Raw genomic sequence first — 17,173 nt, 5'->3', positions numbered from 1 at the left:
ATATTTGATTTTTTTACAGTAAAATAATAAGTCTTATCATAACTAAAACATTGAAATCTAATTATCTAAACATCTTTTTATAGATATACTACACTTTTTATGACGATTTTATTTTTTATAGTAAACTCTCTGTATCTTACCATAAAATAGTTACATAACTTATCATAAGTCGTTCCTCAAACCGGCATTGCATAAGGCTTTTTAGATAATTTAATTTTTTGTCTCATAACTTCTCATAGGTTATTGTTGTAGGATTAGTGCCATTTAAGCAACACAAGCTATTCTTTTAATGTTGCAAATATGAATACCTAATATCTAGGAGCATAACCTCCCCTGCAAGTGGTATTCATATACTTTTGGTGCATACCTCCAACAAGCAAAATACACAAGTGTGTATACTCATGTACTGCTTGCCACTATTGAATTACCCGTATTCGTATCAGCTCCTTATACCAATAAGATTAACATAATTATAACTCTTTTTTTAAATAAACCATATCCACAAGCTGTACCCCATTTTCAAATATAGGGTGGTCGTAATTGTCTATAAAAAAGTTATCAATCCTATGAGAAAGGTAAAAACCATTTTTTTCATAAAACTGTATAATTGAAGGAATATCGCCCGTTCCGACAAGCATTTCTTTATATTTATCTTTGTAAAATGCTGAAATATATTGAATAAGCTTACTGCCATATCCCATACCGTGCCACTTTTCGTATGTTGCTATATTTTTAAGCTCGCACGTATCAGAGCCTTCACTTGTGACCACACATATGCTTTTCAACTCATTATCATACAAGGCAAACAGCTCTCCACGTTCAAGATATTTGTCTATCATAGATTCTTGCTCATCAGCAAGCAAAAGTAAATCAATAAACTGCTTCTTATCCTCATTTACAATTTTAATTTCCATTGAATCCCCCCCTAAACTAATTAGCTGTATTTGCCAAATATTCATTAACCACTTGACACTTGTTTCATTCTACGATTTTAATACAGTTTTGTAAAATGAAAATATATCACTTTAAGGCTTCTCACAAGCTGTTATTTTATTCGATCGCTAATTTGGCACTACTTTATTACTTTATCCGTTTTCTAATATTACAAGAACACCCATATTCATACTCATTCCTAGCGACATTGAAAACTATAACATACTAAAATAAACGCTATTTTTTATAGTTATATTATATTTTTATTCAGATAACCGTGAAAGAGCGGATTATAAGCTCGGATTACTGTTCGTATAAAAAGCTACAAATCTGCATAAAATGAATGTTTTACCGAATCAAAGTAAACGAAAGCACTCATTACTTTCATATATAAGTCTACTTATAATCTGCGTATCGGAAAAAACATATATCCTTTGCCAGTTACAGGACAATTAAAATCATGTACCGAGCCAGCAAGAGTAATATTGTTTTCATGTAGATACAAAATGACATTTTGGAAAGTATTATTACCCTCATTTTCTACATAGATATATTCATAGCTTGGTACAATCCACTTTGTCCAACCAATCGGTGGCTCTGCATCATCCAGACATTCTACTCCAGCAAGGTACAAACCCTGTGAAAATCCATTTTCCCATGGGTTGAACGAATGAGAAAAATCAGACATTGCACCCCATACTCCTAAAATATTCCCATCATCATCCTTTTTGGCTAGATGAGCTACTTCATTAAAATGGGAATTGGCATCTTCCCAAAGTCGCTGGATAAATCCCTTACCATCGGCAGTAGAACCTTCCTTCCCAATAACAGTAAAGGAAGCTTTTTCACATTTTTGAATATCCATTATAATCCCTCCATTTTTATAAACTGCATTATTGCTTTTTCTAAGTTTATTTTACCATTATCTACTTTTCGATTCAATTTGTATAAGAGTATATCCTCATATCTTCTTACTACTCATTATAAGTCTACAAACTTCCCCATTGTTTATACTACTAGTCTATTCTCCTCTTAAGCAAGGTGAATTTCAAATTATGACAGACGTTTCTCTTGTTGACAGTACGAAAGGCAGAACAAGAACTTCTTCCAAGATGTATAGCACAGTAAATAAACTTTTATCGGAATCAGTTAGTATGATTGTAGAAAAAGTCTTTGAGATACTGGAAGCAATCAAATAAAGTGAAGGCGAATGGATAGCAGAATCTTCAATAGTTTATGATAAATCAAGTCAAGCTGTTTATTATTGCGATAATCAAGGTTTTGCAAATATTCAAGACTTTCTTTTTCAGTAATATAAATTTCAATTTATCTGAAAAATATGAGTCATTAATATGGAAAATAACATACACTCTCTTCTTTGTTATCAGTATTTCTGATATACTAATGTTAGTTATTCTTAATTTGTAGAGTAATTGTAACTATAAATTATTTACATTTTGTACTAAGGGAAGGAGATGTTAACCATATTAACTCCATATTTAACATTTAATAATACTTGTGAAGAAGCTTTTAACTTTTATGCTGAGGCTTTTGGAGGTGGAAAAACTCGATTTGCAAGACTAAACAACAACCCAAACAACCCTGTTATGCATGCAAGTGTCACTTTCACAAAATATGATGGTTGTATAATGGGTGCAGACACAGAAGAACCTGTTGTAATTTCTGGCATGGCACTTTGTGTTGTGTTGCCATCTCGAGAAGTAATTGAAGAAATATCTGTAAAACTTGCCGAGGGTGGTATGCTTGTACAAAACTTTTTACCTCACCCACCACCAGATGAAAATGATGGTGCTGCTGAAGTACTTGATAGGTATGGGTATACTTGGTATTTGAGTACATAGACAAAACAAAAAATCTACAACTAATAAATATAATGTAACTCAGACAAATTCAAATTTAATATTTTAATATAAGCCATTAATCTATCAATATTAATGGCTTTTTTCATATCCATAAAAGAAAAAACAGAATCTTTAAATACAAAAGAATCACCTAATTTCTAAAAATGTACTACTCTCTAAAAAATGGAATTATTCATATTAATGTAGACATACATGATATTTAAATATATCATTATATCATAGGTAAAATTTTTCATACATCAATAATTTTATGATAGCTATTCATCTTAAAATTAATCATTTTTTCACTATAGCCAACTATTTTAATACTACAGCTATTTATTTTAATACTATAACTATTTATTTTAATGTTAATCATTTTAAAATTAATCTTAAAATGATTACTTTTTTAGGAGGATTTATGAACCTTTCATACGTAAAAAAATATTTTATAAACTTTTGTCTAGCAATATTAATATCTTTACTCATAGCTTTTGTGTATTTTATTACTTCAGCTTTTCAATCAATTAACAGTGCAATACAAAATCAGATGATTAAAACTATCTCAACTTTTATAATTTCTTTTATAATAGTAGTAATCTTAGCTAAAATGTATAATGAAAACATAGTAGAAAATACTTATAAAAAACTTTCTTTAAAAAGTCTCTTTAAATACGACAAAAAACATATATCAACTATATTATCACTACTAATGGTATCAATAATATTTGCCATAGGAACATCAATCTTTATTTCTAAATTAACAGAGGGATATGACTCTGATTCAAATTTTGGAATGATTGATTTTATAGCTGCTTTTACATATGTTCCATTTTTAGAAGAATTAATATTTAGAGGTCTATTTTTTAATATTGCCTCTAGCTTGTTAGATATGAAAAATCATATTGTAAAAAACATTGCAGTTGTAGCCAATATTATACTTTTTTTAACTATGCACTATTCTAGTTGTGGTTTTCCTAGATTTAATATACCTCTATCACTGTTAATATCAATTCTTCCAAGAATAGTTATTTCAGCATCAATGGTATATATTTATATTGAAACTAGAGATATTAAATACAATATTTTTTTACATATGATATATAATTTTACAGCTTATGTAATAAATTATATTTTGATGCCATACATGTAAATTACAATACTTTTTTGATAAATAATAAATCTTAAAATCATAGTATAAACTACTTTTTTATGATAAAATTATAAAGCTAGAATATGATTTTAGAGTCACCCTAACAACTATAACTTTATGCTAAATTTACAAATTATTCTTTATATTTTTATGGACACATATTTTTTTGACTAGATTGAAGGTAAAAAATAAAAGGATGGTGATTTAATTGAAACTCAATAAATTTATAGAATTTACAATAGGTCTATTTATAGATATAGAAATCAGTTTACTTTTAGACCTTGATTTTCTACTGACAACTTTATTTGCTGTATTATACATAACTCTATATATTCCAGATGTCTACAATAGCATAAAAAAATAAAAATTTATCCTTGATAAATTATATTTTATTGTTTAATATATTTATCTCATACTTCTAGCTATAAATGTACAAACAACAAATTGAACCACTTCACCTTAACTACCTTTGGTAACATTTGAAGGTGGAGATTCCTGTTCGATATTATTTTTGCACTAATAATTCATATGCTCTACGGGCTGTTCCATACCCACTAATCTTAATCCTTCTTTTAGTGTAATAACTAGCATTTATGTCTCTATCATACTCTGTATTACAGTCTAGACAAACCCATTTTATCAACTCCTTGTATACTTACTTAATATCTAAAATTTATCATACATCTTTACGAATACCTACTGCCCTTAACGGACCAAATAACGACATTCTAGCAAGTATCAGTGCCATTTCCTCAGGAGATTCTTTCATGTTTTTTTCAAGCCAGTGTTGAATTACACCTAAGTCTGCTGAAAGTATATATTGTATAAAATATTCTTCTGAAATTACTGCCTCATCTATATTAAAATTTTTAATCTTTTGTTTCTCAAACAAATTACTTCCAATAAATCTTTTTATTTTTCTTTCAAAAGTAGGGTCACCCTTTGGACCTAAAATCGCTTTAATAATTACTGAATTTTCTCTAAAATATTCAAAAAGCTTTACCATAAATGGAAGAGGCTCATTCGAGGTATCTAGATTCATCATGTTGACTGAATCAAGATGTTTAGTCTCTTCTTCAATTTCCTGTATGATTTCATTTTCAATCTTCTCTAACAAGTCATACTTGTCAACATAGTGCAAATAGAAAGTTCCTCTATTTATATCTGCCCTCTGAGTTAAGTCAGTAACCGATATATTGTTAAATCCTTTCTCGTCTATTAACTCTGCTAAAGCAGACCTAATCATCTTTTTAGTACGTATTTTTCTTCTATCAATAGATGTTTTTTTCATGACTTATTTCCTCATTCTATATAAATTTTTTAACTTTAATTAACAATTCTCTAGTAAATGTCCATTACTTAACAGTTTAAATATTATTGTTTATTGCATAAAGCATTATAAATATTATAATATACATATAGATTATTAATCAACAATGTGTTCATAAAAAAAGCAAATTAATTTGAAGTAGATGTTTAACATGAGCGGAAAGTTTGCCTTTAATGGATACATTTTAGGATATCCTAAAAATAATATTAATGAAGATAAAAAATTAAATATAGATGAAATTGCGCAATAAATATAAATTTAATAATTTGGGTAGATGAATTGATTAATGGAGGATAAAAATGAACAATTTAGATAAAAACAATGTTAATGAAGTTTTAGATATGCTGTTAAGAACGCGAAGATCTGTAAGAAGTTTTACAAAAGAAGCACCCTCAAAAGAACTGGTTGAAGAAATAATTGAAACTGGAAGACTTGCACCTTATGCAATACTTGCAGTAGCAAAACAGACAGATTTCAGACATTTCTTTGTTATTTCAAATAACAGTTTACAAATGGATAAAATAAAAACTATTCTTGTTGATGTTATCAAAACTCAAATATCAAGCCTTGAGAAGGAGGCTGAGAACAACATTACTCTGCAATCCTTCATTGCTTCCTTAAAGATGCAAGTTAAAAAAGGTGTTCTCGGTATAGGGACATCACCTTATCTTATTATTGTAGCAGAACGTCGTGGAATACCAGCCATAGAACAAAAGTCATTATCTCATGTTATGCAGAATATGTGGCTTAAATCAACTGCTTTAGGATTAGGTTTTGAACTTGTTAGTGTAATAGGAAGATTGAGTAATAATAAAGATTTTTGCGATATTTTAGGATTACCAACAGGAGAATATGGATTTGATGCCTGTGCGATTGGCTTCCCTACAACATCTGTAACTAAGGAAGGCAGAACTGTTCCTCATCCATCAATAAAATGGATATAATAAAATAAATATAATAAGGGAGTGTCTCAAAAGGAACCTTTTAGTTCATGAGACGCTCCCTTTTGTGTGAAATCAAATATATTTTTATCATTTCGCCAATAAAAGAGAATTCTACCTCCACTTTTAGATAATCCTTATTAAGCATAAAATTCCACTCTAGAAAACTTCTTAATCTCATAATATTAAATACACCTACTCTACTCTTTCATAAATCAACTAAAATAATTGATATAAATTATCATTTGCTGTTGAAAATCCCCCTCGCTCGTGCTATACTTAATTTCATAAATGGTAATAAATGTCATATGATTTTACAAATCTATTAATAATAATTATTATTAAGTTTTAAATTTTTGAAATTAATATCAAGAATTTTCTAAAATATAAAATAAATATAGAAAAATTGTACCAGTTATCTAAGAGCTACTGCAACTTTCCAAACTACTTTTGTAAAATTATAAATTTACTGACATAGCTCAAGTAAAGCTTCTACACTCTATAAATAGTTTTTGTAAAACATACTCTACTTCTAGCATTTATTACTCTACACACAAATATAAATAAAATCTAATTAAACGAAAGGATAAGGTAAAATGAATATTTTAAAAATGAAAAAAACAGGGATATTTTTAGGAGGAGTACTTTTTGGTACTTTAGGCGTTAAGATACTTTCAAGTGACTGTGCAAAAAAAACTTGTACTCGTGCAACAGCAGGAGCATTAAAAGTTAAAGATTCTGTACTTGAAACAACTACTAAAATTCAAGAAAATGTAGAAGATATTTTAGCTGAAGCAAAAGAAATCAACGAACAGGAAGAATTATCGACATCTAAGGCAAATTCTGTACAAGAGGTTTCTAAATGTGAACAAGAAGCTCCTAAGACTGATGCCGTAAAAACTGTAGAAGAAGATACTAATTCTAATAGCGTTAAATGTGAAGAAATCAAGGAAAATGAAACTGAAGAGAAAAATAGTACTTGCACAGCAGAATAAATTTAACGATTATTATAATTAATAATATAAGGTACTATAGTTATTTATACCAAGTATTATAATTAATAATATAAAGTACTGTAGTTAATTATATCAAATATTATGATTAATAATATAAGGTACTATAGTTGTTTATACCAAGTATTATAACTAGTAATATAAAGTACTGTAGTTAATTATACCAAATATTATAATCAATAATATAAAGTACTATAGTTGATTACACCAAGTATTATGATTAATAAAAATATTAGGTATCATAGTTGATTATACCAAGTATTATGATTAATAAAAATATTAGGTATCATAGTTGATTATACCAAGTATTATAACTAATAATATAAAGTACTGTAGTCAATTATACCAAATATTATAATCAATAATATAAAGTACTATAGTTGATTATACCAAGTATTATAACTAATAATATAAAGTACTATAGTTGATTATACCAAGTATTATGATTAATAAAAATATTAGGTATCACAGTTAATAGTTCCAAGTATTATAATCAATAATATCAAATATTATAATTAATTATACCAAGTATTACAATTAATAATATCAAGCATCATAGTTAATAGTGCCAAGTATTATGATTAATAATATCAGGAGGAAGTAAATTGAATTTTTATATAAAGCACGAAATAAGAGGTCGTATACGTTTTGATTTACAACTTGGTAAATTAAATAATAAGCAATCAGATACTCTCTTATATTATTTAACTTCTATAAATGGTGTTACTAAAGCAAAGGTTTACGATAGAACTGGTGACGCAGTTGTTTATTACACTGGAGAAAGAGAATACATAATAAGAGAAATCACCAAGTTTAGTTTTAATAATAGCGAAATAGAAAGCCTAGTCCCTGAACATACTAGCAGAGAATTAAATAATTACTATAGAGATAAATTAGTAAACAAACTACTAGTTAAAAGTGTATCTAAAATATTTTTTCCAAAGTCCTTAAGATTTTTCTTAATAGGATTTCACTCTATAAAATATTTTAAAAAAGGTATCTCTTCTCTACTAAATAAAAAAATAGAAATTTCTGTTTTAGATGCCACTGCTATAGGTATTTCTATTTTTAGAAAAGATGTCAATACAGCTGGGTCAGTCATGTTTCTTCTTGGTATAGGTGAATTACTAGAAGAATGGACTAGAAAAAAATCTATAGACGATTTGGCTCAAAGTATGTCATTAAACATTGAAAAAGTATGGTTAAAAAAAGATGATACTGAAATACTAGTTCCAATTTCAGAAATAAAGGAAGATGACTTAGTCAGTGTAAATATGGGAAACATGATTCCATTAGACGGAGTTATAGTGTCAGGAGAAGCAATGGTTAATCAAGCGTCACTTACAGGTGAATCTCTTGCAATCAATAAAAGAGAAGGTTCCTACATATATGCTGGAACTGTAATAGAACAAGGAAATATTGTTATGTGTGTCAAAGAAAAAGCTGGTACTACTAGATTTCAAAAAATAGTAACCATGATTGAGGATTCTGAGAAGTTAAAATCTTCTGTAGAGAGTAAATTTGAACATCTGGCAGATACATTAGTTCCATACAGTTTTTTAGGAAGCATATTAACCTATGCAATTACTAGAAACCCAATAAAAGCACTCTCTATATTGATGGTCGATTTCTCATGTGCATTAAAACTTTCCATCCCTATTTCTGTGCTATCAGCCATGAGAGAATGTAACAATCACAATATTACTGTAAAAGGTGGAAAATTCCTTGAAGGTGTTGCCTATGCAGATACTATTGTATTTGATAAGACGGGTACACTAACAAAAGCTCAACCAACTGTTTCAGATATAATTACATTCCAAGATTATAATAAGAAGGATATGTTAAGACTTGCAGCTTGCTTAGAAGAACACTTCCCACACTCTATAGCAAATGCAGTAGTCTATGAAGCTGAAAAGCAAGGGCTTAGTCACAAAGAAATGCATACAGAGGTAGAATACATTATTGCACATGGTATTTCAACAAAAGTTGATAATAAAAAAGTTATAATAGGTAGCAAACATTTTGTATTTGAAGATGAAAAATGTACTATTCCAGATGGCGAAGAGGATAAATACAATAATCTATCAGATGAATATTCACACTTATTTATGGCAATATCGGGTAAATTATCAGCAGTTATTTGCATCAATGACCCTTTGAGAGAAGAAGCAAAATATGTAATTTCAAATTTAAGAGAATACGGAATCAAAAAGATTGTGATGATGACTGGAGATAGTGAAAAAACAGCTAAATCTATAGCAAGTAAAATTGGTGTTGATGAATATTATTCAGAAGTCTTGCCAGAAGATAAAGCCAACTTTGTTAAAAATGAAAAACTAAATGGTCGCAAAGTAATTATGATTGGAGACGGAATCAACGATTCCCCTGCTATTTCAGAATCAGATGTCGGAATTGCAATGAGTGAAGGTGCTGAAATAGCAAGAGAGATTTCAGATATTACTATATCAGCAGATAATTTGAATAACTTAATCGTTTTAAAACATATTAGTAATAAGCTTATGAAGAGAATCGATTTAAGTTCTAAGTTTATTATTAGCTTTAATTTAGGTCTGATTTTACTTGGTGTAGGTGGATTTATTAGACCAAGTACATCTGCCTTTTTGCACAATGCCTCTACTGTTGGAATAAGTTTAAACAGTATGACAAATTTATTAGAAGACTCTAATACTTATAGCTACAATTAATCCTAATTATATAAAACATCCTTATAAAACACATGTACATATAAAAGATTTATAATTCATATTTAAAAAGAAGGAGTTGTCTCAAAATTGATTTTTTACAATCAAATTTCAAGTTCAACTCCTTTATATACTTCCCCTTTTATAAATTTCTTTAAAACTTATCCTTCAATTATATTTTCAACTAATCTTTGTTCATAGCATTTTAAATCATTTTGTTTTAGATAATTAAATTCAGACTCTACATAAATACCACATCCTACAAATTCAATTGTCAAGTTAGGTATATTTTCTTTCAATATGCTAGTCTGTTCATAAATAATTCTTTCCAATAAATCAACCTGTAATATTGAAAAATGCTTCGTAATCTCTCCATCATTATCTATATCTTTTTTGATTTCAGACCAATTCTTTGCCAAAACACCTTTCAAATCAACATATCCCAGACTCTTCAATATATCCATACTCTCGTCCCATGCGTATTTACTAGATTTATCAAAATATGATTCTAGTTTCTTCTTCTGTTCCTTCGTCAATAAGTCATAAGAAAGTTTCTTATTAAAACGTGTCTTCAAAGAAACCTTTGCCATAGAATATGGGCTTCTACCAGAGTTTAGACCAGAATTCTTGAATTTTTCTATTCCTTTATCTTCTACTGAAGACCATATTGAGTTTATTGAATCTGAATCATTGTATTTAACATCAAGACCGTGTGTAATATCAATATAGTTTTGTGGAAATACATATTGATAATAGACATCATTTCTATCATCATATAGTGAAAAATATCCGCTATCGTATAAACGCATATGTACATTTACTTTTGAGCTATCATCTAAAATATTTCGTCTAAGATTAGGGATATTAGCATAAATAGTTACATATTTCATAGCATCAAAGTGTTGATTTACTGGAATCTCAAAGTTAATTTCCTCTCCAGTCAAAAGCTTTTTCACTTCTTCTTCACTACAAGCATATAAAGAATATGTATTTTCATATCCTACTTTAGTTTTTCCACCTAAACTTCCTGCCAATGCTACTTTTAGAATATGATTATCTGTTTTTTGCCATTGATAAGTATCTTGGTCTAGAAAATCTTTAATCTGTCTATTCTGCTCTTTAGCTTGATTTACAACCTCATTTTCGTCTTCTGTAATCCCTACATGGCATCTATTTAAGATATTTACTATATTACTTCCAAATGGGAATGTCCACAATTGAAAAGCTGCTGCCTCCACTTGACACAAATACCTAACCTGATTTAATTCAATTTGATGAATAAGTTTTTTCTGATACTCATTCATCTTATTACCACTATCCGACATTTGATAAATCAATTCTCCCATTGCAAGATTATCTTTTTTCTTATCAATCTTATCAGTAATGATAATCTGAGTTTCCATCATATCCTGCACTTTCTTGAATATTCCAGAAATCTCCTCTGAGTTTTCCATTTTTAACTTTGAAAATTTTATAATTAACTCCGTTAAAACATCCTTCATTTTTAATTTACTTATCTCATTTTCAAATATATCTTGATTTTTAACTGTACTATCAAATTTTTCTACAAATGGCACAATAGATTCTTTAAAAGTTTTATCTTTAAACTCTACCATCTGAGTATTTAACTCATCCAATTTTTTAATATTATTTTCTTTATCCTTAATTGCATCTTTTACAACCTCTATTTTACTTTCAAAACTAGACTTTACATTAAGACAATTATTAACACCACTAATTGCTGTATTGACAAGAGAACAAGCAGAACTACCAATACTTAAGACATTTTTAATAGTAGCTGTCTTTTGTTGTCTTTCAACAGCTTGCTTACTCTTTTCTAGTGCAGCCAGCTTGTCTTTTTGTTGCTTATTACTATAGTTTGCTTCTAACATACCTATTTCTTTTTTCTGGATTTTTGTGTAGATTTCCTCATACTCGCCTTCACTTAATCCATTTTTTGCTGCTGTGATATCACTATCTCTTTCTGCATAGTTAGCGTCATCTACAGACTTAACTATAATATCTTTAATCTGATTAAACTTCTCTCTTTTTCCTTCATCAATACCTGCTAAGTTATACGTCATTTTGTCTAAAACAATCTTTCTATCGTCATTTAACTGTTCTCCAAGAACAACACCAATACCATCAGAATCTAATTTAAAATCTGAAAACTCAACCATCCTGTTAGTCCAGTTGTATTCCTCTTCTTTAGCTGAAAGATTTTCATTCAAAGATTTTGCACTATCAAATGCTCCTAGACAAGCTTGACCAATACCACTAAATGCTGTTAGTAAGCTCAACGCGCTTTGTATTCCTGAAAGAATTAACTGTGTTTTCATTTGTTCCTCAAGTTTTTTCTGTTTCTCTTTTAGTTTCTCTATATCTTCTTTTTCATCTTCTTTCATCTTTAGAATCTCTTGAATTAATAGATTCATTTTTGCAGAAACAGAAAGCATTTTATTCTCAAGTTCATTTCTTAAAACCTCTATTTGTTTATTCCCAGATTCAATTTGAGTCAGTATACCTTCTTTATATGTGTTGAAATATCCTTCTTTTAATTTATCTTTCTGTCCTTGTTCCAATTCTTTTAAAGTCTTATCTAGATAATTTGTTAAAGCACGAATATCTGTAACACGATTTCCTCCAATTTCATTTTCCTCTATCATTTGCACATAGAATGCAGTCTTTTGCTCAAGTGCAAATAAAATCATACTCCATTCGCTAAAATTCTGTTTTTCTGCTATAAAAGATTCTATTTTATCAGACTGCATCAATTTATTTATAAGATATTCATAAATTTCTTTTGCCTCTTGATAAAATTCTTTCTTTATATTCATATCATCTATAGAAATTGGTTCTTTCTTTTTACTCTCAAATTTAAAGTACTTTTGAAGTATTTCTTTATTTAACTGCATCTCTACTTTCTCAACAGCATGAAAAATCTCATAAATATTTGAAAGTTCTAAAATATCAGCTTCTAAGATTCCTACTGCACACAATAGTTTAAGATTTCTATATCCCTTACTTCCAGTAAAACCGAATCTATCAAAGAACTCATAGAAGAATGTATCCATTGATAAAGAATACTCTTGCTTTAATAATTCCTTTTCTTTTAGTGCATTTCCAAAATGTCCTTCTTTTCCTTCTGCTCCATCTGAACCTGAATCTTCACGTTTGTTAATCGTCCAATCCTTATGCTTTTCATAAATAGCATTTAATTTCACTCCATCATCTGCTACTTCATTTTCTATTGAAGCATGACTCAGTACATATCTCTGAACCTACCATGACTAAAGTCAGAGGGTTCCTGTTTCATAGAATTTCGCATACTAAAATATGTCTTACCAATTCTCCACAGGCTATCCCCGTAGTTCCTACGGTTCTTACATACGTTATCTATTTTAAACTGTTATTAGTCTTAATCCTTCTTTTAGTATATTTATACTCGCATTTATGTCTCTATCGTGAGTTTCATTACAACAAGGACAAATCCATTCTCTTATATTTAAACTCTTAACTTCCTCGTTTTTGTACCCACATTTATTGCATATTTGTGAACTTGCAAAGAATTTACCTACCTTTACAATTTGTCTACCATACCAATTAGCCTTATATTCTAATTGACGAACAAATTCTGACCATGACACATCAGAAATTAAGCGAGATAGTTTACTATTTCTAGTCATATTCTTTACTTGTAAATCTTCTATGCAAATAATATCATTCTCTCGTATTAATTTGGTAGATAGTTTTTGTAGAAAATCCTTCCTTTGATTAGCTATATGTTCTTGAAGTCTTGCAACTTTTAATCTTGCTTTATTTCTATTTAAACTACCAATTGTTTTTCTCGATAGTTTTCTTTGTAATTTAGCAAGTTTGTTTAATGACTTCTTAAGATACTTAGGATTTTCTATAAATTGTCCACAACTTGAGATACAAAATTCTTTAATTCCTAAATCTAAACCTATCTGACTATTAGTATTTTCAAATGCTTCAATATCTATATCAGTACAACATAATGATACATAATATTTACCACTTGGCTCTTTGGATATAGTAGCATTAAGTATTCTACCTTGAGGTACTTGTTTATCCCTTACTTTAACCATACCAAGTTTAGGTAATTTTATATATTGACTACAGTACATAATATTTCCATTTGTAAAGTTAGTTCTATATGAAAATCTATTAGTTTTCTTTGATTTAAATTTAGGAAATCCTGCATTTTCTTTAAAGAATTTTTTATATGCGTTTTCTAAATCTTTTAAGGTGTTTTGTAGTGAAAATTTGTCAGGTTCTTTAAGCCACTCTAATTCTCTTTTTAAATTGGTCAAATCAGAACTGCACTGTTTATAAGTAAAAGTTTCTTTATCATTTTCATAAAATTCTACTTTTTTAGCAAGATACTTATTATATACAAATCTACAACATCCAAAAGTTTTGTTAATTAGCTCTTGCTGTTTTTTATTTGGATACATTCTAAACTTATAAGCTTTTTCCACTACTATCACCTCACTTTAATTGTTTTTTATGATTATTAATATACATATCCGAGTAACTTCTATTTTTCATCACCCATTATAATATTAACAAACGTAATTATTTAAAACAATTATTTGGAAGGTTTTATATCTATTTTTAAATAACATATGTAAGAACCGTAAGTCTTAACTTTTATCATTTTTGAGGTTGTCGTTCACATAAGTTCGCTACTACCTATGCAGTTCTCTTATGAACTTCTTACACTTTCATGCAAGCACAGACTATATCTTATCCTTCGGCATTATCCGTTAAGGTCTACCCACTTCCACTACCGATAACTTGTAGTGTACTTCCCTCAAGAGGAATAGTCGTTGAAGTTTCTCCTATTTGGAGTTTACCTGCTGATTGCCCATTTTAAAGTACTTAGGGTTTAACCTTATACCATCTAACCAATTTTTTCTACTTTCGTAACTTTCACACTTAGGTTTATTTCATCCTTATGTTTTAGTTTGGTTAGCTTTAGGGGTTTCCAGCAATTCAAGTAGTATTGGATAGGTTCTATCCTATCTCTACATATAAGTTTCCCTATATGCTGACTATTTTAGCTACTAACTCATGACTAAAGTCACGAGTGTGCGTAGCTATTTTTTAATCAAAATAGTAGTAGTTTCTATCACTGTCATCTATTGGAGTAGAGATACCTATATATCTTATTGTCTCTTCATATATTCCTCTAATTCCTCCAAGACCCCCAGAGCCTCCTTTTCCTCCAGAACCGCCTTTTCCTGCCATACCATGATGTCCATCTTTTGTACTTATAGCATCTTTTAGTACAGATGCTTTTCCAAGGAGATAAATCTGTCCAGATTTGCTTCCAAGACCTGCATTTCCACCATTACCTCCTGTACCTCCAGTTCCACCTGGTTTTCCTTTTTCTGCTTTTACCACAAAATATTTTGTCTTGTTTTCCTTAGCAAATTCTTTCGACTCTTTTTTAGAACCTATCTTTGCATTTGCTCCAATTTCTCCAGTTATTCCTGTCTCTCCAATTTTTCCATCCTGTCCATTTCCACCTAATCCACCATCAGTATAGAGTTTAAGTTCTCCTTGTTTTTCTATCTCTTTAAAAGATAATAAAATATCTCCTGAAGTTCCTGCATTATTACCATTTCTTCCATTCATTCCATTATAAATAGTGTCTTCTCCAACCAATTTTTCTGCATCTTTACCAGATACGTTAATTGAATAAGAACCTTTTGGTATACATAATTTTTCTACCATCAATACAATATTTTTACCTGAAAAAACTTCTTTCTCCATATTACAATCAATTTTCAACTCACACTCTCCATACATATGTATAGAAGACAAAATATTAAGTTGATAACCAGATATTATTTCAGTCAAATCCGATAAGCTCACTTTAGGTATTGGTATATATATAGAAAGTATCTTTTCTTTATCATATGATTTTATATATGTACAACTTCTAATTTTCTCTCTTCTATATTCTGCATCTTCGAGCCTTTTAGTCTCTTCCTTCTTATTTTCTTCTTCTACTATCCAGTTTCTAAGACCCCTTAACGTATCTTCTAATGTATTCTTCAGTAATGATTTTAATAACTCGCTCAAACCAACAATATGAGTTTCACTACAGTAACTATTTAGCTCTAAAAGAAGGCGTATTTCTTCTAATACATTCACTTTTTGTAATCCATCACCATATGAAAGTTCTTGTACAAATTCCATAAGCTCCTTGATACTGCTTGTTTTACTACATAAATTTTCATAAATTTGTTCCAACTGAACTTCTTTATCTTTTAGATTTTTTATAGAAGGTAAGATGGAAATAGACTCTTCTATACCTTTTTTGACACTTTGTATATAAGGAACTAAAAGCTTTTCTATTTCCTTATATGTTATATCAACAGCTTTTTGTATTTCTATTTTACAAGAAGCTGTAAGCATCAAGCCCATATCTGTTTTTTCAAAAGTTCCAGGGAGATTTTTCATTTCATCTAATAAACCTTTTGGATTTTTATCCAGAGGATTACATAGTTTAATAGATACAGTATCTGATAATACTACATTTAATAGGTATACTAGTTCCTTGTAACCTTCATAATCTTTCTCTTGACTATCTAGGTCTTCTTTTACTTTTTTTAATATAGCCCTTATTTTCTCTTCTGTTACTGTATTGATGAGTAACTTAGGTATTTTATTGATAAGGAAGAAAAAATTTTCTTTATACTTTTCATAATCACCAAGCATATCTTTCAAGTTTTTACCGGTTTCTATTAATAATGTATGTCTAGAATCCATTAGAGATTGATAGTCTAAAATAACTACCATTCCTTTCACCTTTGAAGACGTAGTGATAGTTTCTCTTACCAGCATTGCACCTGCAATCATATATTCGGGTCCACGGTTATCAAAAAATCCTGGACAATCACATAATGAAAAGTCTCTATTTGTAACATCTACAACTTCTGGGCATAATGTCTTAGAGTATACACCATTTCCAATTTCAACAGCTGACTCTTTTGCAGTGATATATACTTGTCCAGTTTCTTCATCTGTTATTTCTTCCATTTCACAACCTTTTAAGTAATTGATACAAGTACTCTTTCCAACACCTGAAGCACCTAAAAATAATAAAATTGACTTTTCTTTTAAATTATAGTTTCTAAGTTCGTCCCTTCCATCTTCCAAAAGGTTTACGATTCCATTATAAAGTTTATCTGCCATATATACATC

13 protein-coding genes and 1 pseudogene are annotated in these 17,173 nt (G+C 29.1%); 7 read left to right on the top strand and 7 right to left on the bottom strand.

Translation table 11 applies throughout. The features are described from left to right. Positions 1 to 470 precede the first annotated feature (470 nt). Both ACTG44_RS03305 and ACTG44_RS03300 read right to left on the bottom strand, forming a co-directional pair. Positions 471 to 914, bottom strand: a complete 444-nt coding sequence (locus tag ACTG44_RS03305; protein ID WP_479921268.1) for a GNAT family N-acetyltransferase — start codon at positions 912 to 914, stop codon at positions 471 to 473. A gap of 419 nt (positions 915 to 1,333) precedes the next feature. Then, positions 1,334 to 1,798, bottom strand: a complete 465-nt coding sequence (locus ACTG44_RS03300) for a GyrI-like domain-containing protein (protein ID WP_021383255.1) — start codon at positions 1,796 to 1,798, stop codon at positions 1,334 to 1,336. Positions 1,799 to 1,988: 190 nt separating this feature from the next. Here ACTG44_RS03300 and ACTG44_RS03295 point away from each other — a divergent pair, with 190 nt between their 5' ends. The 4 genes from ACTG44_RS03295 to ACTG44_RS03280 all read left to right on the top strand — a co-directional run bounded on the left by ACTG44_RS03295 (position 1,989) and on the right by ACTG44_RS03280 (position 4,312). Then, a complete protein-coding gene (locus ACTG44_RS03295) occupies positions 1,989 to 2,132 on the top strand; it encodes a hypothetical protein (protein ID WP_479919812.1) in 144 nt (47 codons plus the stop codon). Between the two features lie 276 nt (positions 2,133 to 2,408). Further along, positions 2,409 to 2,795 (top strand): VOC family protein, encoded by a 387-nt coding sequence (locus ACTG44_RS03290; protein WP_479921267.1) that lies wholly within the window; start codon positions 2,409 to 2,411, stop codon positions 2,793 to 2,795. A gap of 421 nt (positions 2,796 to 3,216) precedes the next feature. After that, positions 3,217 to 3,948 carry a CPBP family intramembrane glutamic endopeptidase gene (locus ACTG44_RS03285; protein ID WP_479918119.1) on the top strand — a complete coding sequence of 244 codons (732 nt, stop codon included), beginning with the start codon at positions 3,217 to 3,219 and terminating at the stop codon, positions 3,946 to 3,948. 208 nt (positions 3,949 to 4,156) lie between these two features. Continuing rightward, the gene (locus ACTG44_RS03280; RefSeq protein WP_021383241.1) at positions 4,157 to 4,312 is read left to right on the top strand and encodes a hypothetical protein; all 156 of its coding nucleotides are present in this window, start codon (positions 4,157 to 4,159) and stop codon (positions 4,310 to 4,312) included. Positions 4,313 to 4,453: 141 nt separating this feature from the next. On the opposite strand, the gene ACTG44_RS03275 is transcribed toward ACTG44_RS03280, so the two are convergent. After that, positions 4,454 to 4,591 carry a hypothetical protein gene (locus ACTG44_RS03275; protein WP_479921266.1) on the bottom strand — a complete coding sequence of 46 codons (138 nt, stop codon included), beginning with the start codon at positions 4,589 to 4,591 and terminating at the stop codon, positions 4,454 to 4,456. A gap of 33 nt (positions 4,592 to 4,624) precedes the next feature. Further along, on the bottom strand, positions 4,625 to 5,239 hold the full coding sequence (locus ACTG44_RS03270) for a TetR/AcrR family transcriptional regulator (protein WP_021383245.1): 615 nt from the start codon (positions 5,237 to 5,239) through the stop codon (positions 4,625 to 4,627). 338 nt (positions 5,240 to 5,577) lie between these two features. Here ACTG44_RS03270 and ACTG44_RS03265 point away from each other — a divergent pair, with 338 nt between their 5' ends. The 3 genes from ACTG44_RS03265 to ACTG44_RS03255 all read left to right on the top strand — a co-directional run bounded on the left by ACTG44_RS03265 (position 5,578) and on the right by ACTG44_RS03255 (position 9,937). Then, positions 5,578 to 6,222 carry a nitroreductase family protein gene (locus ACTG44_RS03265; RefSeq protein WP_479921265.1) on the top strand — a complete coding sequence of 215 codons (645 nt, stop codon included), beginning with the start codon at positions 5,578 to 5,580 and terminating at the stop codon, positions 6,220 to 6,222. Between the two features lie 593 nt (positions 6,223 to 6,815). Further along, positions 6,816 to 7,214, top strand: a complete 399-nt coding sequence (locus tag ACTG44_RS03260; protein WP_479921264.1) for a DUF6110 family protein — start codon at positions 6,816 to 6,818, stop codon at positions 7,212 to 7,214. Between the two features lie 623 nt (positions 7,215 to 7,837). Further along, a complete protein-coding gene (locus ACTG44_RS03255) occupies positions 7,838 to 9,937 on the top strand; it encodes a heavy metal translocating P-type ATPase (RefSeq protein ID WP_479919807.1) in 2,100 nt (699 codons plus the stop codon). Positions 9,938 to 10,095: 158 nt separating this feature from the next. Here the strand turns inward: ACTG44_RS03255 and ACTG44_RS03250 are convergent. The 3 genes and pseudogenes from ACTG44_RS03250 to ACTG44_RS03240 form a co-directional block, all read right to left on the bottom strand. Continuing rightward, positions 10,096 to 13,209 (bottom strand): annotated as a pseudogene (locus ACTG44_RS03250) (hypothetical protein); the annotation flags it as partial. Positions 13,210 to 13,335: 126 nt separating this feature from the next. Continuing rightward, entirely contained in the window at positions 13,336 to 14,445 is a 1,110-nt protein-coding gene (tnpB, locus tag ACTG44_RS03245; RefSeq protein ID WP_479921263.1) for an IS200/IS605 family element RNA-guided endonuclease TnpB, read from the bottom strand. Between the two features lie 619 nt (positions 14,446 to 15,064). Continuing rightward, complete coding sequence (locus ACTG44_RS03240; protein WP_479921262.1) at positions 15,065 to 17,164, bottom strand: hypothetical protein; 2,100 nt, start codon at positions 17,162 to 17,164, stop codon at positions 15,065 to 15,067. Between the last annotated feature and the right edge of the window lie 9 nt (positions 17,165 to 17,173).

The sequence above is a fragment of the Clostridioides sp. LIBA-2809 genome, from assembly GCF_056688965.1.
The sequence above is the reverse complement of the archived record's forward strand: the minus strand, read 5'-3'. Positions and strand labels throughout refer to the sequence as shown.

Coding starts and splice junctions, on each gene's coding strand:
- ACTG44_RS03305 (WP_479921268.1), bottom strand. CDS start 914: ATGGAAATTAAAATTGTAAATGAGGATAAGAAGCAGTTTATTGATTTA.
- ACTG44_RS03300 (WP_021383255.1), bottom strand. CDS start 1,798: ATGGATATTCAAAAATGTGAAAAAGCTTCCTTTACTGTTATTGGGAAG.
- ACTG44_RS03295 (WP_479919812.1), top strand. CDS start 1,989: ATGACAGACGTTTCTCTTGTTGACAGTACGAAAGGCAGAACAAGAACT.
- ACTG44_RS03290 (WP_479921267.1), top strand. CDS start 2,409: ATGTTAACCATATTAACTCCATATTTAACATTTAATAATACTTGTGAA.
- ACTG44_RS03285 (WP_479918119.1), top strand. CDS start 3,217: ATGAACCTTTCATACGTAAAAAAATATTTTATAAACTTTTGTCTAGCA.
- ACTG44_RS03270 (WP_021383245.1), bottom strand. CDS start 5,239: ATGAAAAAAACATCTATTGATAGAAGAAAAATACGTACTAAAAAGATG.
- ACTG44_RS03265 (WP_479921265.1), top strand. CDS start 5,578: ATGAACAATTTAGATAAAAACAATGTTAATGAAGTTTTAGATATGCTG.
- ACTG44_RS03260 (WP_479921264.1), top strand. CDS start 6,816: ATGAATATTTTAAAAATGAAAAAAACAGGGATATTTTTAGGAGGAGTA.
- ACTG44_RS03240 (WP_479921262.1), bottom strand. CDS start 17,164: ATGGCAGATAAACTTTATAATGGAATCGTAAACCTTTTGGAAGATGGA.